The 18,736-nt window shown below is 57.2% G+C and carries 20 protein-coding genes and 1 tRNA gene; 9 read left to right on the top strand and 12 right to left on the bottom strand.

Annotation, left to right across the window (positions count from 1 at the left end):
• Positions 1–49 precede the first annotated feature (49 nt).
• On the top strand, positions 50–880 hold the full coding sequence (locus JKL48_RS04570; protein ID WP_201979165.1) for a TrmH family RNA methyltransferase: 831 nt from the start codon (positions 50–52) through the stop codon (positions 878–880).
• On the opposite strand, the gene JKL48_RS04575 is transcribed toward JKL48_RS04570, so the two are convergent.
• From JKL48_RS04575 to typA, 5 genes are all read right to left on the bottom strand, one after another.
• Complete coding sequence (locus JKL48_RS04575; RefSeq protein WP_201979167.1) at positions 877–1,209, bottom strand: hypothetical protein; 333 nt, start codon at positions 1,207–1,209, stop codon at positions 877–879. The genes JKL48_RS04570 and JKL48_RS04575 overlap by 4 nt on opposite strands.
• 71 nt (positions 1,210–1,280) lie before the next feature.
• Positions 1,281–1,796: a DUF6630 family protein gene (locus JKL48_RS04580; RefSeq protein WP_201979170.1), complete on the bottom strand. Its 516-nt coding sequence runs from the start codon at positions 1,794–1,796 to the stop codon at positions 1,281–1,283.
• Positions 1,797–1,835: 39 nt separating this feature from the next.
• Entirely contained in the window at positions 1,836–2,318 is a 483-nt protein-coding gene (locus JKL48_RS04585; protein ID WP_236668619.1) for a PIN domain-containing protein, read from the bottom strand.
• Between the two features lie 3 nt (positions 2,319–2,321).
• The gene (locus JKL48_RS04590; protein ID WP_201979173.1) at positions 2,322–3,101 is read right to left on the bottom strand and encodes a hypothetical protein; all 780 of its coding nucleotides are present in this window, start codon (positions 3,099–3,101) and stop codon (positions 2,322–2,324) included.
• Positions 3,102–3,252: 151 nt separating this feature from the next.
• Positions 3,253–5,064, bottom strand: coding sequence for a translational GTPase TypA (gene typA / locus JKL48_RS04595; RefSeq protein WP_201979184.1), 1,812 nt, complete (start codon positions 5,062–5,064; stop codon positions 3,253–3,255).
• 240 nt (positions 5,065–5,304) lie between these two features.
• Here typA and msrB point away from each other — a divergent pair, with 240 nt between their 5' ends.
• The 3 genes from msrB (at position 5,305) to JKL48_RS04610 (ending at position 7,242) form a co-directional block, all read left to right on the top strand.
• The gene (gene msrB, locus JKL48_RS04600; RefSeq protein WP_201979186.1) at positions 5,305–5,859 is read left to right on the top strand and encodes a peptide-methionine (R)-S-oxide reductase MsrB; all 555 of its coding nucleotides are present in this window, start codon (positions 5,305–5,307) and stop codon (positions 5,857–5,859) included.
• A gap of 153 nt (positions 5,860–6,012) precedes the next feature.
• Positions 6,013–6,804 (top strand): DUF3050 domain-containing protein, encoded by a 792-nt coding sequence (locus JKL48_RS04605; protein WP_201979188.1) that lies wholly within the window; start codon positions 6,013–6,015, stop codon positions 6,802–6,804.
• 72 nt (positions 6,805–6,876) lie between these two features.
• Positions 6,877–7,242 (top strand): hypothetical protein, encoded by a 366-nt coding sequence (locus JKL48_RS04610; protein WP_201979190.1) that lies wholly within the window; start codon positions 6,877–6,879, stop codon positions 7,240–7,242.
• Positions 7,243–7,331: 89 nt separating this feature from the next.
• Here the strand turns inward: JKL48_RS04610 and JKL48_RS04615 are convergent, their stop codons facing one another.
• Positions 7,332–8,066, bottom strand: coding sequence for a hypothetical protein (locus JKL48_RS04615; RefSeq protein WP_201979192.1), 735 nt, complete (start codon positions 8,064–8,066; stop codon positions 7,332–7,334).
• A 234-nt stretch (positions 8,067–8,300) separates the two neighbouring features.
• Between JKL48_RS04615 and metG the strand changes: the two genes are divergently transcribed.
• The gene (gene metG / locus JKL48_RS04620) at positions 8,301–10,343 is read left to right on the top strand and encodes a methionine--tRNA ligase (protein WP_201979196.1); all 2,043 of its coding nucleotides are present in this window, start codon (positions 8,301–8,303) and stop codon (positions 10,341–10,343) included.
• Between the two features lie 141 nt (positions 10,344–10,484).
• On the opposite strand, the gene pth is transcribed toward metG, so the two are convergent.
• The 5 genes from pth to JKL48_RS04645 form a co-directional block, all read right to left on the bottom strand.
• Positions 10,485–11,051 (bottom strand): aminoacyl-tRNA hydrolase, encoded by a 567-nt coding sequence (pth, locus tag JKL48_RS04625; protein ID WP_201979199.1) that lies wholly within the window; start codon positions 11,049–11,051, stop codon positions 10,485–10,487.
• Positions 11,052–11,262: 211 nt separating this feature from the next.
• Complete coding sequence (locus JKL48_RS04630) at positions 11,263–11,835, bottom strand: 50S ribosomal protein L25/general stress protein Ctc (RefSeq protein ID WP_201979202.1); 573 nt, start codon at positions 11,833–11,835, stop codon at positions 11,263–11,265.
• A 39-nt stretch (positions 11,836–11,874) separates the two neighbouring features.
• The gene (locus tag JKL48_RS04635) at positions 11,875–12,126 is read right to left on the bottom strand and encodes a hypothetical protein (protein WP_201979204.1); all 252 of its coding nucleotides are present in this window, start codon (positions 12,124–12,126) and stop codon (positions 11,875–11,877) included.
• A 94-nt stretch (positions 12,127–12,220) separates the two neighbouring features.
• On the bottom strand, positions 12,221–13,147 hold the full coding sequence (locus tag JKL48_RS04640) for a ribose-phosphate pyrophosphokinase (protein WP_201979208.1): 927 nt from the start codon (positions 13,145–13,147) through the stop codon (positions 12,221–12,223).
• 182 nt (positions 13,148–13,329) lie between these two features.
• Positions 13,330–13,402: transfer RNA gene (locus JKL48_RS04645), tRNA-Gln, on the bottom strand.
• Positions 13,403–13,677: 275 nt separating this feature from the next.
• On the opposite strand from JKL48_RS04645, the gene atpD reads away from it, so the two are divergent.
• The 4 genes from atpD to JKL48_RS04665 all read left to right on the top strand — a co-directional run bounded on the left by atpD (position 13,678) and on the right by JKL48_RS04665 (position 17,931).
• Positions 13,678–15,183: a F0F1 ATP synthase subunit beta gene (gene atpD, locus JKL48_RS04650; RefSeq protein ID WP_201979210.1), complete on the top strand. Its 1,506-nt coding sequence runs from the start codon at positions 13,678–13,680 to the stop codon at positions 15,181–15,183.
• 100 nt (positions 15,184–15,283) lie between these two features.
• Positions 15,284–15,532 (top strand): ATP synthase F1 subunit epsilon, encoded by a 249-nt coding sequence (gene atpC, locus JKL48_RS04655; RefSeq protein ID WP_201979212.1) that lies wholly within the window; start codon positions 15,284–15,286, stop codon positions 15,530–15,532.
• Positions 15,533–15,661: 129 nt separating this feature from the next.
• Positions 15,662–16,741: an AI-2E family transporter gene (locus tag JKL48_RS04660; RefSeq protein ID WP_201979214.1), complete on the top strand. Its 1,080-nt coding sequence runs from the start codon at positions 15,662–15,664 to the stop codon at positions 16,739–16,741.
• Between the two features lie 65 nt (positions 16,742–16,806).
• Positions 16,807–17,931, top strand: coding sequence for a trans-sulfuration enzyme family protein (locus JKL48_RS04665; protein WP_201979215.1), 1,125 nt, complete (start codon positions 16,807–16,809; stop codon positions 17,929–17,931).
• Between the two features lie 182 nt (positions 17,932–18,113).
• On the opposite strand, the gene JKL48_RS04670 is transcribed toward JKL48_RS04665, so the two are convergent.
• Positions 18,114–18,695: a hypothetical protein gene (locus tag JKL48_RS04670; protein WP_201979216.1), complete on the bottom strand. Its 582-nt coding sequence runs from the start codon at positions 18,693–18,695 to the stop codon at positions 18,114–18,116.
• Positions 18,696–18,736 lie beyond the last annotated feature (41 nt).

Below are 18,736 nucleotides of genomic sequence, written 5' to 3' on the forward strand. Positions count from 1 at the left end.
GCTGGTGCGCCTAGGTTGGGCCAGCCGCGCCGCCGGTATCTTTGCGCCCATGCCCTTCGCCCCGACTGACCGCCTCAGCAGCCCCCAGAATCCGCGCATCAAGCAGCTCCTAAAGCTGCAGCAAAAATCGGCCGAGCGCCGCGCCCTGGGCCTCACCCTCGTTGAAGGCCTGCGCGAGCTTAGCATTGCCGTTGAGGCGGGGGTGGCCGTGGCCACGCTCTACACCTGCCCCGAGCTGGCCGGCGAAACCGGTTTAAAGGATTTGCAAAAGTTGTTTCTCGGCAAAAAAGACGCGCCCGAGTGGTTCGAAGTCACCCGCCCGGTTTTCGAAAAAGTAGCCTACCGCGAAGGTTCCGATGGCCTGCTGGCCGTATTGAAAACGCCCGCCCGTACCCTCGCCGACCTGCGCCTGCCCGCCAACCCACTCGTCCTCGTGCTCGAAGCCGTGGAGAAGCCCGGCAACCTCGGCGCCATCCTCCGCACCGCCGACGCCGCGCCCGTCGATGCCGTGCTCATCGGCGACCCGCGCACCGATTTATTCAACCCCAATACCATCCGCTCCAGCATCGGCTGCGTGTTTTCAGTGCCCGTAGTGGCTGCGCCGATGGCCGAAATCTTTGATTTCCTGCGCCAGAAAGGCATCCGCAGCTACGCCGCTGCCCTCACGCCCCAGGCACATTCCTACCTGGAGTGCGACTTCGGCCCGCCCACGGCTCTCGTCCTCGGCACCGAAGCCGACGGCCTGACCCCCGCCGCCCAGGCTGCCTGCGACGAAACCATCATCATCCCCATGATGGGCCGCATCGACTCGCTCAACGTGAGCGTGGCCGGGGCGGTGCTGGCCTTCGAGGCCGTGCGCCAGCGCCGCGCTAATGATTAGGCGGCGTCCGTGGCCGGGTTTTCAAGTTTGGTGACGCGGGTTTTTAGCTGGTCGATTTCCTGACCGGTACCGATGTATCGGTCAGTGCCTCGATTCATGGCATCCAGAATAGCATTGGTCATGCCATTAAAGGTTTGCGCCAGTTCAGCCAAGCCGTCGCGTACTTCCCGCCGCAGCCCGCCAATTTCTTCTTTCATCTCCTGCCGCAGCCCACCGATTTCTTCTTTCATCTCTCGTCGCAAGGCGGCAATGTCTTCGCGCATGGCGTGTTGCTCAATGAGAATTTCGGCCACTACTTCGGGTAGGTCGCGCTTATCTCGTGGATTCATGTGGTCAGGTAGAGGAGATTGTGAAAGACTAAGTTACTACGAAAAAGAGCAAGTAACCGACCGGCTTCTGCCTAATAAATCGTCACGCCAAACCCTAGTTCTTTCGCCAATTTACGGGCTTCTTCCACCTGCGCATCGGCCACTATGCTCAAGGCGTAGGAGTCGCTGTCCAGCGTGAACAGCACCACTGCTAAGCCGGCTGGCTCGGCCATATCCTGCACGACATCAAGCGCTTCGGGGCCGGTTACTTGTGCGCGGCCCTGACAAGATTCATTTAGCTGGATGGCGCGGCGTTGCTGCGTCAAGGTTTCATTGATGCCGTAAACCAAATCAGCGGCCCGGTCTTTCCAGTCGCTTTCCCAGACCAGTTCCTCCGTCAGTAGCGCATCAATCAGTGCCAAATCGCGCAATTCCTGCGCTGGCAGCGCTGTCACGATGCCGCGCTCCGCCAGTTCCTCGGCAAACTGCTCTTGGTAAGCGGCCGGGTCGCGCAATGCCAGCGCCAGGCGCTCGCTCACGCGCTGGGTGGCCTCCGCATCATTCAGGGTAAAGAGCTGCACAAAGCAGCTCAGATTCTCTTGATTCATATTATTCGTGAGGTAGCGCTGCAACACGATGGCGGGCAGTTAAAACCCAAGTGTGCCGAATACTTCTGTATGAGGAGTTTTCAAATCCACGAACTGAAACCGTGGACTTTGTCCTGCTTGCCGCAGTAGAGTATGCACTTTCCCGCTTTCCGAATCGGAGGTAACATAATATCCAATCGATGCCTCGCTATCGGCTTGAGCAAATAGCTTGGTGTCGTTGGGGATAATCGTGCGGTCAAGCAATACGCTACGCCCTTTATTTGCGAATACTGCCGCCGCCAATTCTCCAGCTCGCACCGCATGAATTGTATTGAATGGCAAAATCCGTACGTTTTTCAGGGGCAATTGGTCGATGTTGCCCCGTACGCAAAATTCCGCGATGCTTACTGTTGAAATAAGCATCGGGTACTGTTCCTGCTGAAAATAACGGAAATAGCCTTCTGCCTGCCGCGCCAGCGGGTCGTTTGGGTTGAGCAAACGAATGAAAAAGCTGGTTTCGAGAAGTACGCTTTTATTCAGCATAGATTATTCAGCATATCCGCGCAATTCCCGCAACCAAGCGTCGGCATCCAGTGGCCAGTCATTCTTCGTCGCCTTGCGCCGTAAGGCTGCCAGATACTGCTCATCATACCGGCTTTCATAGTCAATCATTTCGATGAAATGCAGGTTGTTGCGATTCACTTCGCCCGTTCGCAAGTCCTGCTGTCCGGTGGCGCGCACACCATAGTCGCGGTAAAGGGGATTTCCTTCAATCCGCTTCAACTCTTCCTTTGTGGTTTGTAGAACCACTGTGCCAGCCTCGGCCGTTTGCAAATGAATGTTGGGCCGGGTTGAACCGCCCATGTCCGTGATGCGGCCATAGAAATAGAATTCCGCATCAACCCAGGTCACCGCCGTGCGCTCGTAATGCGTCGTGGCATCGATAACCAGCGTACTGGCATCGGCTAGTGAGGTTTTGATTTCAAATTGAAAGTCGTGCTGTCGGGCCTCCGCCTGGAAGTATTCTATCGCCTTCGCCGTGTCAGGCTGCAAAAAATCAAGGTCACCCTGCGTCTGTACTACCTGCAAAATAGCGTTGAACCCAATCACCGTTTGCAACGCCGTCGTCAGCAGATGCCGCACTGAACCGTCCTTGATTTCATAGGAAACCAAGGGCCGTTCCCGCTTCGAACTGCCAAACAAAAGTCCTTCCACGTGCTGGAGCGTGGCCAGCACATGTTTCACGTCATACGTAGCGGGCGAGAGTGCAAAAGCACCCTGCCGCCCACTGATATGAATCTCTATTTGACCGGTTTTTTCCAACATTGCTCAAACGCGCCCGAAACGCTCCGTAATGATAATACACCAATCACTTCTGATTGGGAAACGCGCTTTTCACCACCTGCGTTTCCCCGCCTGAAATGAAAAAGGGCGCGACCAAAGCCGCGCCCTCTTCAAAATCATTTATTCAGAATAATTAGTCAGCCTGTTTGGCGTAGCGCAGACGCTCGTTTTCGTCGAGCAGAATCTTGCGCATCCGAATCGACTTCGGTGTCACCTCCAGGTACTCATCCTTCTGGATATATTCCATGGCTTCTTCCAGCGAGAACTGGCGCTTGGGAACAATCTTGGCGTTGTCATCCGTGCCCGAAGCGCGCATGTTAGTCAGCTTCTTGCCTTTCTGGATGTTAATGGTCAGGTCGTTCGGGCGGGTGTGCTCGCCGATTACCTGACCAGCATATACTTCCTCGCCCGGGTCCACGAAGAACGAGCCACGGTCCTGCATCTTGTCGATGGTGTAAGCCGTGCCGGGGCCGGTTTCCAGCGAAATCAGCGAACCCGCAATGCGGCCGGGGATGGTGCCTTTGTGCTCCTCATAATCCACGAAGCGGTGGTTCATGATGGCCTCGCCGCCGGTGGCAGTCAGCACGTTGTTACGCAGGCCAATCAGGCCGCGCGACGGGATGTTGAACTCCAGGTGCTGCAGGTCGCCCTTGGGCTCCATGATGGTCATTTCGCCTTTGCGCATGCTCACCAGCTCAATCACCTTACCGGCCGATTCTTCGGGCACGTCCACCACCAGCAATTCAATTGGCTCCAAGCGCTTGCCGTTGTCGTCTTCCTTGAACAGCACCTGGGGCTGGCCCACCTGCAGCTCGTAGCCTTCGCGGCGCATGGTTTCAATCAGTACCGACAAGTGCAGAATACCACGACCAAACACGAGGAAGGTATCCTCTTTGTCGGTCGCCTCCACGCGCAGGGCGAGATTTTTCTCAGTCTCCTTGAACAGACGGTCGCGCAAGTGACGCGACGTTACAAACTTGCCTTCCTTGCCGAAGAACGGCGAGTTGTTGATGGTGAACAGCATATTCATCGTCGGCTCGTCGATGCTGATGCGCTCCAGTTGCTCGGGGTTGTCAGCATCGGCCAGCGTATCACCAATATCGAAGCCTTCGATGCCCGACACGGCGCAGATTTCGCCGCTGCTCACTTCCGAAACCTTGTTGCGGCCAAGGCCTTCAAATACATGCAGCTCGCGGATTTTTACTTTTTTAATGCTGCCATCGGCCTTCATCAGGCTCATGTTGGCGCCTTCGCGCAGCGTACCGCGGTGCACCCGGCCGATGGCGATACGGCCCACAAACGACGAATAGTCGAGCGAGGTAATCTGCATCTGGGGCGTGCCTTCCAGGGTCGGCGCGGGCGGAATCGAGGCCAGCACGGCGTCGAGCAGCGGGGTGATGTTGTCGGTTTTGACTTTCCAGTCGGTGCTCATCCAGCCCTGCTTCGAGGAGCCGTACAAAGTCACGAAATCGAGCTGGTCTTCCGACGCGCCGAGGTTGAACATGAGGTCGAATACCTGCTCGTGCACCTCGTCGGGGCGGCAGTTTTCCTTGTCCACTTTGTTCACCACCACAATGGGCTTCAGGCCCAAGTCGATGGCTTTGCCGAGCACGAAGCGGGTCTGCGGCATGGCGCCTTCGAAGGCATCCACGAGCAGCAGTACGCCGTCGGCCAGCTTCAACACGCGCTCTACCTCACCGCCGAAGTCGGCGTGACCAGGGGTGTCGATGATGTTGATTTTAACGTCTTTATACCGAACGGATACGTTCTTGGAAACGATGGTAATGCCGCGCTCGCGCTCCAAGTCATTGTTATCGAGGATGAGGTCGTCGAAGTGCTGGTGCGCGTCGAAAATTTTGGATGCGTGGATAATCTTATCCACCAAAGTTGTCTTGCCGTGGTCAACGTGAGCGATGATGGCAATGTTCCGAATATTCTGGGCCATATGGGTTGGTTTTGCGGGTGCAAAGGTACGGATAAAAAGGCGCAAAGCCTTGTGGTACTCAACTATTAACACGCGGCCGGCCGGGGTAAGCCGCCGAGATGCCCTCGCGACAGCCAAGCGTGTCGCCCTAAATCGGTTAGCTGGGGCGTAAGGTTCCCGACGATTATGCGTCTACCCCGCCGACCGAACGGGGCACCGCCGCCGTATGTTGGTCACATACTCTTCAACCCAACCTTCGCCATGCGTTTTCCCCTGCTCTTTCTTCTGGTTTCGGTGCTTTCGCTCAATTCGGCTTGCTCGCAGAAGCGCGACGTGGCCGCGAACGCCGCACCCCGCCCGCCGCGCACCGTGGCCGGCAAAACCTATTTCCAGCCCCAGCCCGTGACCGGCAAGCCCGATGAATTTCCGGTGCGCCACACCGAGGCCGAATGGAAAAAACTCCTCACGCCCGACCAGTTCTACATCCTGCGCGAGCAGGGCACTGAACGGCCTTTTACCGGAAAATACCACGACAACCACGCCGCTGGCAACTACTACTGCGCCGCCGACCATAACCTGCTCTTCACCTCCGACACCAAGTTTGAGTCGGGCACCGGCTGGCCCAGCTTCTACGCACCAGCCACGAATACCAGCGTCAAAATTGCCTCTGACAACAGCTTCGGCATGAGCCGCGACGAGATTGTGTGCGCCAAATGCGGCGGCCACCTCGGCCACGTTTTCGACGACGGCCCCAAGCCTACCGGCCAGCGCTACTGCATGGATGGCAATGCGTTGGTGTTTGAGCAGAAAAAGTAGAACAAGCTGTATTATTCTAGGAAAATTCACAAATGTCAGCCCTTCGGAAATCCAAGCCGAAGGGCTTTTTCGTTGGTGTTGGCAAGCATTCGGTCAATCGGGCCAAAAGCTCATCTGAGTATACATTTAAATATTTATACTTAACTTCCTTCTATGAAAACGACTTCTGACCCCATTGGCTACCTACAGCAAGCTGTGGAGCCTACTCGCCAACTGTTGCTCAACAACGGCCTGTACTACCGTCTGCGCACGCTGGCCGATTTGCGGCGGTTTATGGAACACCATGTTTTTGCGGTGTGGGATTTCATGTCGCTGCTGAAGGCCTTGCAGCGCGAGCTCACCTGCGTGCAGGTGCCGTGGGTACCAAGCGCCAACCCCGCCACCCGACGCCTCATCAACGAAATCGTGCTGGAAGAAGAAACGGATGTCGACCCCCAGGGCCAGCCAACCAGCCATTTCGAGTTGTATGTGCGCGCCATGGATGAGTGTGGGGCCGACACGGCGCCCATTCGCCGGTTGCTAGCCGCGGTGGCCGCCGGCCGCACCACGGCCCAGGCCCTGGACGAAGCCCAAGCGCCTGATTCAGTGCGGCAGTTTGTCGAAACCACGTTCAGCATCATCCATTCCGACCGGCCTCACGCCGTAGCGGCCGCTTTCACTTTTGGCCGCGAAGACCTGATTCCGGCCATGTTTCGGCAGCTGGTGGGCGAGCTGCGCAACCGCTTTCCCGGCCAGCTCGACACCTTCACGTATTACCTTGACCGCCACATCGAGCTGGACGAGGAAGTGCATGCTCCGCTGGCCCAGCAAATGGTGCGCGAGCTGTGCGGCGAAAGCCCCGAGCGGTGGCTAGAGGCCCAGCAGGTCACCATTCGGTGCCTGGAAGCCCGCATGGCACTCTGGGACGGCATCAAGCCCGTCAAGGTGAGTTCGGAGCTGGTATAAGCGCCAACCACCGGGTCGGTATCCGCGTTTGAAGCAGGCAGTCGATTCTCGGCTGCCTGTTTTTCATTGGTCATGCTGAATTTTCGATTTTTCCCCGCTCATTTGTGGGCGGTGGCCGGGGCCGCGCTGTTGGGCGCCTGCTCGGTATCAGAGCAAAATGTGGAAACCTCCGCGCCTACCACTGTCCCCACCCAAGTGCGTACCGACGCTGACCGCCGCGCCATCTACAACAGCAATGGCACCGGCACCAGCCAAGGCTACCCTGTGCCCGATGCTACGCCCAACCGCGTGCGTCTCGGCGAGCAAGCGGCCGACATCAACCGCCAAAAGCGCATTGAAAACGTGAACACCGACGACCCCAATAATGCGTCGCCCGAAACCCGGCTCCAGCGCCTGAACTATGCCCCGCCCGTTCCCGCCGATACTTCCCATCGCTAAAACAGACGCCTTTGCCCATGCAAAAGCCCGCCCCGGCAAACCGGAAGCGGGCTTTTTCTTTGAGTATGAGGCAGGCCCCTTGTGACGAGCTATTCGCTTACCTCGCCGGTGCTGGCACTATCGGCCGAGTTCAGCAAGCCGGTAGCTTCGGGTTCGGGGGCGGGAGTGGGGGCCTGGGGGCGGGGCTTGGGCCCACGCTTGGCAGCTGTTGCTGCCGCAGTACCGGGCGCGGCGGCGGGCTTGGAGCCGCGGCGTGCGCCGGCAGCGGGCTTGGCTTTGGTGCCGCTACCGGGCTTGCGGCCACGCTTAGCAGCCGAAGCAGCAGTGTCGGCTGAGGCATCTTCGGAGGCGATGGCGCGCACTTTGCGGGGCGTACCATCCTTGTTCAACGTTTGCCCATTTTTGCTGTTGTTGCGAGAACCCTTGCCGTTGGTGCTGGTTTCAGGCGTGCCATCGGTACCAGCGTCGGTGCCACCAGAAACGGAGTCGTAGTGCCGTACGATGGTGTGCAGGGCCTGCTCAAACATGCGCTCCGTGTCGCTATCCAACCGGCGCGTTGCCTCTTTCACCACTTCCTTCAGCTTGGCCTTCGTTTCTTTGCGGATGCGAGTCACCACTTCGTTCATGCGGTTGTTCAGCTCCTTTTGCAATTGCTTGGCCGCCGATTTCAGCGTCTTCTTCTGACTGGCCTTTTTGCTGGCGCGGTCATCGGTGAGTTCCGAAGTAGCGCGGCTGGTTTTTTTTGCCGATTTGCGCGCCGCTTTTTCTTCCGGTGTGCGTTTCGCGCGTTTTTCCGTTTGAACCGGAGAAGCAGGTTTTTTCATGTGAAAAACTGTTATTGAAAGGTGAAAAAGGGAGGGGAAATAGCCGGTTTGCGCAATACGTCAGAATTCAGACGCGCTCAAATATAAATGAATTAAGAGTCAAACGGTTTGCTAAGTTTTTTTGTTGATTTAAATCGGCGTTTTTTTTCGTTGTTCCTTTGCAGGCCATAATAATTGCTGGTACGCTCGCCTGAGAATGCCGCCATTATTTATTTGCAATTTCTCCTGTTTTATATGTCTGTTCTTCCTGAGCGTTACACTGTTACCGCTGCATTGCCCTACGCCAACGGCCCGGTTCACATTGGCCATTTAGCGGGTGTTTACTTACCGGCTGATATTTATGTGCGGTACCTTCGCTCGGCCGGCCGCGACGTAAAATTTATTTGCGGCTCCGACGAACACGGCGTTCCAATCACCATTCGGGCCCAAAAAGAAGGCGTGACGCCGCAGCAGGTCGTCGATAAATACCACGCCCTGATTCGCGACTCGTTTAAAGATTTCAACGTGTCGTTCGATGTGTATTCGCGCACGTCGTCGGCCACTCATGCCGAGGTTTCGAGTGGGTTTTTTACGAAACTGAACGACGCCGGGCAATTTATTGAGCAAACCACGCAGCAATATTTCGACGAAAAGGCTCAGCAATTTCTAGCCGACCGCTACATTGTGGGCACCTGCCCCAATTGCGGCAACGAAAATGCCTACGGTGACCAGTGCGAGCGCTGCGGCACTTCGCTCAGCCCCACGGAATTAATTAATCCGCGTTCCATGCTCAGCGGTGCGCAGCCGGTTTTGCGCGATACCAAGCACTGGTTTTTGCCGCTCGACCAATACGAACCCTGGCTGCGCGAATGGATAATTGAAGGCCACAAAAGCGACTGGAAAACCAACGTGTACGGCCAGTGCAAATCCTGGATTGACCAGGGCCTGCACCCCCGCGCCGTAACCCGCGACCTGGATTGGGGCGTACCCGTACCGGTGCCCGGTGCCGAAGGTAAAGTGCTCTACGTGTGGTTTGATGCGCCCATTGGCTACATTTCCGCTACCAAAGAAGCTTTCCCCCATGAGTGGGAATTGTATTGGAAAGATGCCGGGTCCAAACTGGTGCATTTTATTGGCAAGGACAACATCGTTTTTCACTGCATTATTTTTCCGGTAATGCTGAAAGCACACGGCGAGTTTATTCTGCCGGATAACGTGCCGGCCAATGAATTCCTGAACCTGGAAGGCGATAAAATCAGTACCTCGCGCAACTGGGCGGTGTGGCTGCACGAATACCTCGCCGATTTCCCCGGCCAGGCCGATGTGTTGCGCTACGTGCTGTGCGCCAACGCGCCCGAAACCAAAGACAACGATTTTACCTGGAAAGATTTTCAGGCGCGCAACAACAACGAATTGGTTGCTACACTCGGCAATTTTGTGAACCGGGCCGCTGTGCTCACGCACAAATTCTTCGAAGGCAAAGTACCGGAATTGGGCGAATTAACGCCCATCGAACAGGATGCATTCGCGCAACTGTCCGAGTTTCCGGCGAAAGTTGGCGAATTGATTGAAAATTACCGCTTCCGCGATGCGCTGGCCGAAGTCATTAACCTAGCGCGCCTCGGCAATAAATACCTGGCCGAAACCCAGCCCTGGCACCTCATCAAAACCGATGCTGTTCGCACCGGAACGGTGCTGAATGTGTCGCTGCAAATCGCGGCAGCTCTGGCTCCGCTACTAGAGCCTTTCCTGCCCGAATCGGCGCAGAAACTGGCCGCCATGCTCAATATCGAATTGGGTAATTGGACCAGCGCGGGCCGTCCGGATGCTCTTGCGGCCGGTCATCAGTTGCAAGAAGCTGCATTGCTCTTCGCCAAAATTGAAGATGCTGTGGTCGAAACCCAGGTGCAGAAATTGCTTGATACCAAAAAGGAAAACCAGTTGGCCAACACGCCGGTCACGCCGGCCAAAGACGATGTTTCGTTTGATGATTTTGGGCAGATGGATTTGCGCATTGGCACCATAACTGCCGCCGAGAAAGTGGCCAAAACCAAAAAGCTACTCAAACTCACCGTCGACCTGGGCTTGGAGGAACGCACCATCGTGAGCGGCATTGCCGAATACTTCATCCCTGAAGCCCTGATTGGCCAGCAGGTGCAGGTATTGCTCAATCTCGCGCCCCGCGAAATCAAAGGCATCAAGAGCCAGGGCATGCTGCTAATGGCCGAAAATGCGGACGGTAGTCTGGCGCTGATGCAGCCCAGCGTGCCTGTGCGCAACGGCAGCAGTGTGGCGTAAACGGCCTCAGAATAAATAATCGAAAGGCCGTCATGCTGAGCGCAGCCGAAGCATCTCTACCGCAGCAGTAACTAATTACTTGCGCGGTAGAGATGCTTCGGCTGCGCTCAGCATGACGGCCTTTTTTCTTCAGATATGTGCCTACTTCACGTTGACAATATTCATGGCCCGTTCCAACCCCATGGCGCCAAAAGCTAAAACGGCTTCGCCCGTCTTTTCAATTCGGGTGGGCAGTTCAATTAATTCCTCGGCCGAAAACGGATTAAGCACATAATCTACCTGCCGGCCTTTGGGAAAATTAGCATCCACACCGAAGCGTAGCCGCGCATACACATCGGTGCCGAGCGTAGCCTGAATATCCTTCAGCCCGTTGTGCCCGCCGGCCGAGCCCTGGCCTTTCAGCCGCAATTTGCCGAAGGGCAGGGCGAGGTCGTCGGTCACGACCACCATGTTTTCGACCGGAATTTTAAGCGTAGCCAGCCAGTGGGCCGCCGCTTTGCCGCTCAGGTTCATGTAAGTAGTAGGTTTCACCAGCACGTACGTGTGGCCTTTGTGCTTAAACTCAGTTGTAAAGGCATGACGGCCGATTTCGAAGCGCGGCGCGTCGAATTTGGCGGCCAGGTAGTCGGCTACCATGAAGCCGATGTTGTGGCGCGTTTCGGCGTATTCGGGGCCAATATTGCCCAGGCAAAGAACCAAAAATTTCATCTGAACCGCAGATTAAACGGATTAAACGGATTGCACAGCTCCTGGCGTCAATGCTCAGAAGCTGCTGCCACTTGATGCAGCGAAGCGCGTAATTTTCACAGCGCAAATAAAAAGCCGCCCCAAAATTGGAGCGGCTTTTTGGTTGAAGCACAAATTAACAGATGAAAGAATTGGTGCAATCCGTTTAATCCGTTAAATCTGCGGTTCAGAATTACTTGTTGCCGGCCATTTCGCCTTTCAGCGCACGCGGGATGGTGATGGTGGCAATCGGAGCCTCGGTGTTGGTCAGGATGGTGTAGCCTTTCGGCGTCACGGCACCTACCTTGATGGATTTGCCCAGTTCCATGCCGCTGATGTTCACTTCCACGTAGTCGGGGAGGTTGTCCATGGTAGCGCGCACGCGCACTTTGCGCAGCTTGCTCACCAGCTTGCCACCGGCCAATACGCCCGGCGAAACGCCTACGTACTTCACGGGGATATCCATCTTCACCTCTTTGTCTTCTTCCAATTCCAGGAAGTCAACGTGGAGGAGCATTTCGTTTACGGGGTGGAACTGGGCGTCCTGCACAATGGCCTTGTACATGGTGCCTTCCACGTTCAGGTCCACAATGTGAGCCTCCGGCGTGTACAACAATTCGCGGAACAGGATAGCGGGCACGGAGAAGTGCACGGTGTCTTTGCCGCCATACAATACGCACGGTACTTGAGCGTCGAGGCGCAATGCCTTGGCGTCCGTTTTACCGAGATTCGCTCTTTTAAACCCTACAATCTCGAGGCTTTTCATAAAAACAATTGGTTTGGAATGAATTACCGGCCCGACAACTTAGCCGAAACGGGCCGCAAAGGTAGGAGTCTGGGGTGGCAAAACCAAACTGCCTAATAACGGCTCGTGGGTAGTTGCCTGCCGTTTCTTGCCATCCTCTTCCAGCCCAAGCCCGACACAAACGCAAATGACCACCCAATAGGCATAGGCAGTACTTATTCCGAGGCCGACTAATACCAGAAATGAAAGGATGACCCGACTTCCCAGCAGCGGTGTATTTCCGAGCAGGCGCTGCACCAGCCATTTCACCAAGAAAAATAAAAATATTGCCTGCGGCCCAAAGGAGTACTGTAATGAGTAGGTCGCCCAGTATTGACTATACGCTAAACATGCAGCGGATACAGGGCTACACGAACAGCGAACTGATGCTCTCGTGCGTTACCACGTTGCGAATGGCGGCCGCAAAAAGCGGGGCCAGCGAAATCACCCGGATTTTGTCGTTCTCCTCGCGCAGCGGAATGGTGTCGGTCGTAATCAGCTCGGTGAGCTGCGAGGCGCGGATGCGCTCGTGGGCTGGGCCGCTCAGCAGCGGGTGCGTGATGACGGCGCGCACCGAGTTGGCGCCGCGTTCCATCACCAGGTCGGCGGCTTTGCAGATGGTGCCGGCCGTGTCCACCATGTCGTCCACAAACACCACGTCCATGCCCTTCACGTCACCAATTACCTGCATCGAGGCAATTTCGTTGGCCCGTAGGCGCATCTTGTCGCAGACCACAATTTCGGCCCCGAACTTTTTGGCGAAGGCGCGGGTGCGCACCACCCCACCTACGTCGGGCGAGGCAAAAATTAGGTTTTCAAGGTTCAGCGACTTGATGTAGGGGGCCAGCACGGTGGCGCCGTCCAAGTGGTCGACGGGAATATCGAAGAAGCCCTGGATTTGGCCGGCGTGCAGGTCGCAGGTCATCAGGCGGTCGGTGCCCACGCTCTGGATGATGTTGGCCACTACTTTGGCGCCGATGCTCACGCGGGGCTTGTCCTTGCGGTCTTGCCGGGCGTAGCCCATGTAGGGCATCACGATGACGACTTTGTGGGCCGAGGCGCGCTTGGCGGCGTCCACCATCAGCATGAGCTCCATGAGGTGTTCGGCGGGCGGGCAGGTGCTCTGCACGAGGAACACCTCGCAGCCGCGCACGCTTTCGTTGAAGCTGGGACCCATTTCGGTATCGGCGAAGCGCTGGAGGCTGAGGTCGCCGAGGGTGGTGCCGTAGGCGGCAGCAATATTTTCGGCGAGAGCACGCGAGGCGCTACCGGCGAATATTTTGACCTGTTTCATAGGGGAAGGTGCTGATTTTGTGCGGTAAGCTTTCGCTCGCCGATGAATGAATTAGCTGCGCACGACACTGCGCACGACACAGCAAGCGAAGGCTTACCGCACAAGGTAGAAAAGAGAAAGGCGCTGACCACTCCGGATATTGGAGAAGCCAGCGCCTTTTTCAGTTTACTCGAGCTTTGTCGTTGTCCGACCAGGGCTCGAACCTGGACTTTCTTGAATCAAAATCAAGCGTGTTGCCAGTTACACCATCGGACAATTTCCCATTGGGCTACGTGCCGTTTGGGAGTGCAAATGTAGTAAGAGAAAAATTTGGGGCAAGGTTTTGTTGAAAAAAAATGGAGAAAAAAATAGGTGATTCCGGCTCGAAAAACGGCTCAAGCATCATTTGTGCCTGATTTTCACCAGCTAGAGCATTGCCCGCAACGGACTTGCCGCATCCAGCTGCGCAAACGTTATGGTTGGAAAACCCGCGCTTCTGCCGTAATTTTGCGGCCTGAAAACCGCATAAACTTCATCATAAATACAACCAAATGGCCAATACCGGCAAAATCACCCAGGTCATCGGACCCGTCGTTGACGTAAGCTTCGCGGGTGAAAACACGAAGCTGCCCAACATCCTCGACGCCCTCGAAGTAACCAAAGAGAATGGCCAAGTGGTGGTACTGGAGTGCCAGCAGCACTTGGGCGAGGACCGGGTTCGGACCATTGCCATGGACTCGACCGAGGGCCTGGCCCGCGGCGCTGAAGTGCGCGACCTGGGCGCGCCCATCTCGATGCCCACCGGCGACGGCGTGAAAGGCCGTCTGTTCAACGTTATTGGCCAGGCCATCGACGGCATTCCGCAGCCCAAGAGCGGCGAGCGTTTGTCTATTCACCGCAACGCTCCCGCGTTTGAGGAACTGGCTACGTCGTCGGAAGTATTCTTCACCGGCATCAAGGTTATCGACTTGCTGGCTCCTTATGTAAAGGGTGGCAAGATTGGTCTGTTCGGTGGTGCCGGCGTAGGCAAAACCGTACTGATTCAGGAGCTTATCAACAACGTGGCCAAGGCCTACGAAGGCCTGTCGGTGTTTGCCGGCGTGGGCGAGCGTACCCGTGAGGGCAACGACTTGCTGCGCGAATTCATTGAGTCCAACATCATTCTGTACGGCGATGCCTTCAAGCATTCGATGGAAGAAGGTGGCTGGGACCTGAGCAAGGTGGACATGGCGGCGATGGAAAAATCGCAGGCTACCCTCGTGTTCGGCCAGATGAACGAGCCCCCCGGAGCCCGCGCCCGCGTGGCCCTGTCGGGTCTGACCATTGCCGAGAGCTTCCGCGACGGCGACGGCACCGGTGCCGGCCGCGACATCCTGTTCTTCATCGACAACATTTTCCGCTTCACGCAGGCGGGCTCGGAAGTATCGGCTCTGCTGGGCCGGATGCCTTCGGCCGTAGGTTACCAGCCCACGCTGGCTACCGAGATGGGTGCTATGCAGGAGCGCATTACCTCGACGAAGCGCGGTTCTATCACTTCGGTACAGGCTGTTTATGTACCTGCGGATGACTTGACTGACCCGGCCCCGGCCAACACGTTTGCCCACTTGGATGCCACGACGGTACTGAGCCGCAAAATCGCCGAGCTGGGCATCTACCCGGCCGTTGACCCGCTGGACTCGACCTCGCGCATCCTGTCGGCCGACGTGCTCGGTGCTGACCACTACAACACCGCTCAGCGCGTGAAAGAGCTGCTCCAGCGTTACAAGGAGCTCCAGGACATCATCGCCATCTTGGGTATGGACGAACTCTCCGAAGAGGACAAGCAGGTGGTAAACCGCGCCCGTCGCGTGCAGCGTTTTCTGTCGCAGCCCTTCTTCGTGGCCGAGCAGTTCACCGGCCTCAAAGGCGTACTCGTTGACATTAAGGACACCATCAAAGGCTTCAACGAAATCATCGACGGTAAGCACGACCACCTGCCCGAGGCGGCGTTCAACCTCGTGGGTAACATTGAGGATGCCGTGGCCAAAGGCGAGCGCCTGATTGCCGAAGCGAAATAGTTTTAGTTGTCAGTTGCTCGTTGTCAGTTGTTAGCATTGCTGGCACGGCAACGAGCTGCTGAAGCCTAACAACTGACAACGAACAACTGACAACTAAGAAATGCACCTAGAAATCATTACCCCCGACCGCAAGGTGTTCGAAGGCGAAGTGACTTCGGCCCAATTTCCGGGAGCCGATGGCTCGTTTGAAGTGCTGAACAACCACGCCCCGCTCATCGCCGCCCTTAAAGCCGGCGACGTGACGCTGACTGGTGGTGCCGGTGGCCGCGAGGTTATCCGCATCGAAGGCGGCGTGGTGGAAGTGCTGCGCAACAACGTGATAGTGCTGGCCGAAGGCGCCGTGGCCTAAGGCCTTACACCGCTAAGTACTATGAGAAAGCCGTTCCTGTTCAGCAGGAACGGCTTTTTTTGTGCGCAGGCAGGTGGCGAACCTGCCGTTTTGCCGTATAGCCTGATGTTGTGCTTATCAGCCTGATTTATGAAAGAACCGCTAAACCCTTTTGTAGCTGTCGAAAATATCTACACACCCCGGCAACGCTACGTGCTGCTGGTGGCTTCCCTGCTGGGCCTGGTGGGGCTGATGGTGTTTGGGTTGGCGCAGTATCTGACGGCTTTTCTGGCGGCGGGCATCCTCTTTGTTGTGTTTCGGCCGTGGTGGATAGCGCTGGTTCACCGGCGGCGCTGGGGCCGGCGACTGGTGACGGTGGGCATTTTGCTGGTGACGGTGGTGGTGCTGGTGGTGCCTTTCTACGCGCTGAGCTCCTTGCTGCTCGACCGGCTCATTGCCTTCGCGCAGAATCCCGAGCAGATTCTGGACGTGGTGCACAAGGTAGAAAAAGCCGTAGGCTTTAAGATTACGGAACAGCTGAATGTGCGCCAGCTGCTGCTGCAAGCCGGAGCCAAGGTGAGTGGCTGGCTGCCTACACTGGCCAGCAGCGCCCTAAACTTTCTGGTGATTGTGGGCCTGATGCTGTTTACGATGTACTACATGTTTATGCAGGAAACCTACTTTCTGCTGGGGCTGCACCGTTACCTGCCGTTTCGCAACGAAACGTTGCAGGAGCTGGGCGAGTCGTTGAAAAACAACGTGAACGCCAACGTGCTGGGCCAGGTAGTGGTCGCTTTGGTGCAAAGCATTCTGACGGGACTGACGCTTTGGATTTTTGGGGTGCCCGACTCGTTGTTTTGGGGCGTGGTAGCTTTTTTTATGGCGTTTCTGCCGGTGCTGGGCACGCCTTTGGTGTGGGGGCCGGCGGCACTCTACCAGTTTTCACAGGGGCACAATGGCCAGGCCATCGGAATTCTGCTGGTGGGTTTTATCGTGATTATCAACGTGGATAACCTGCTGCGTATCGTGTTGGCCAAGCGCATGGGCGACATTCATCCGCTCGTCACGCTGGTGGGGCTGGTGCTGGGGGTGGAAGTTTTCGGGCTCATCGGGCTGGTGGTAGGACCACTGCTGGTGTCGTATTTCCTGGTACTGATGGAGGTCTTTCGGCGCGAAAACCGGATGCACCGGGACGCAAACGCCGCTGCCACCGGCTCGCGCAATCCCTGACGCAATCCGGCGGTGCTGGGGCTTACCTTTGGCAAACCGCAGGGTGATACTTGCTACCCAGCCTCATGACCAATATCCAGCCCAAAATCACGCCCATCTACCAGACTTCGGTTTTCAAGTTTGAAGACCTGGATGCCGTGCAGCAGTACTTCGACGAGCCGGGCAGCCGCTACCTCTACTCACGCAACGGCAACCCCAATTCCGACGAGCTGGCCGAGGCCGTGAACCGCTGGGAAGAGGGCGCAGGGGCCGTGGCTACGGGCTCGGGCATGGCGGCCATCTTCGCGGCGCTACTCACCTATTGCCAGGCCGGCGACCATGTGCTGTGCGCGGCCGACATCTACGGCGGCTCGGCGGCGCTGCTGAATTTGGAGCTGTCGCGGCTGGGTATTTCGGTGAGCTATGTGCCCTTTGAAAGCCTGTACGACCTTGCGGCCTATGTGCAGCCCACGACCCGACTGCTGCTCTGCGAAACGATGAGCAACCCGCTGCTGCGCGTAGTGGACCTGCGCGCCGTCGCCGAGGAGTGCCACCGCCACGGCCTGAAACTGGTAGTCGATAACACGTTTTCGACCCCCGTGCTCACCCGGCCACTGGCTTTCGGGGCCGACCTCGTGCTGCACAGCGTGACCAAGTACCTAGCCGGCCACTCCGACGTGACAGCCGGCGCCGTGGTGGCCGCCACACCTGAAGACGCGGGCCGCCTGCGCCAGATTGGCGTGGTTTTCGGCCTGACTTTGAGCCCGATGGAGAGCTGGCTGGCCGTGCGCGGCATGAAAACCATGCGCCTGCGCGTGGCCGCCCACAGCGAAAATGCGCTGCTGATAGCCGGGTTTCTGGAACAGCATCCGGCCGTGCAGGTCGTGTACTACCCTGGCCTGGCCACGCACCCGCAGCACGCGCTAGCTGCTACCCAGGGCGCGGGCCGCTTCGGCGGGATGCTCTCGATGCGCTTGCCCGATGATACGGCCGTAGTCAACCGCTTTATGCAGCGCAGCCAGCGGTTTCCGTTTGCGCCCTCATTGGCAGGCGTGGATTCGTCGTGCTCGCACCCGCTTTATACTTCGCACCGGGCTTTGACTGATGCGCAGCGGGCGGAACTGGGCATCACCGTAGGGCTGGTGCGGCTGAGCGTGGGAATTGAGCCGGTGGAGGAACTGTTGGCCGATTTGGCCCAGGCGCTGGAGTAGCGGGAGGGCGACAATAAACATGTGCTTTCTCTCATCTGGCAACTTTTCGTGCCGGTAGAGGCCTCTCGCTTGCGGAGGACAAAATAATACCCACCAGTCTGTTCCGAGCAATCGGGACGAACTGGTGGGTATTGAATTTTAGGAAGCGGGCCTTGGCAATGAAGCCCGTCCGGCGCGGCTTCTTACAGCTTGTCCGACACCGAAGTCGAAATCTGCTTGGCGGTGCGAAGGGCCTGAAACTCGCCCTGCTGTGAGCGGATGGTCAGTTTGTCATCGAGCGAAAAACTGGAGCGTAGCTGCTGGTAGCGGCCATTGAGGCTGCTGAGCACGGCGGCGGCGTTGTTCCAGTCAGTGGGTTTCCAGTTCGAACGGTCTTCGCGCACGCGCTCAATAAAATATTCGTAGGCCTTGAGCAGGCCGGTAGCCGAGAGTGTACTTACGGTGGTTTTCTGGCGCAGGAAGCTGGTCACCTGGGCATCGGAGGCAGCGGCTACGGGGGCTTCCTCCGTCGAGCTGCTGGTGGTTGCGGTCGAGGAAGGAGTGGTAGTGCCCGCCGGTACATTGATGGTGCGGGTGGTACGCCGAATAACCTTGCCCGTGGCGGGGTCCAGGTCTTCGGTTACTTCGGTTTGCTGCTGAGTAGCCGGGGCCGTGGTGGTCGTGGTTGGCTTGGTGGTTGTGGAGGTCTTTGTGGTCTTGGTTTGGGCCATAGTGGCGAAGGGCAAGACCAACAGCAGGGCAACGAAAGCGTGGGAGTTGTTCATGGGAAAAAAGGGTTAGCTGCGCCTTTAACGACAAAACGAAG

It is taken from the genome of Hymenobacter rubidus (genome assembly GCF_016734815.1).
GTDB classification, from domain to species: Bacteria; Bacteroidota; Bacteroidia; order Cytophagales; family Hymenobacteraceae; genus Hymenobacter; species Hymenobacter rubidus.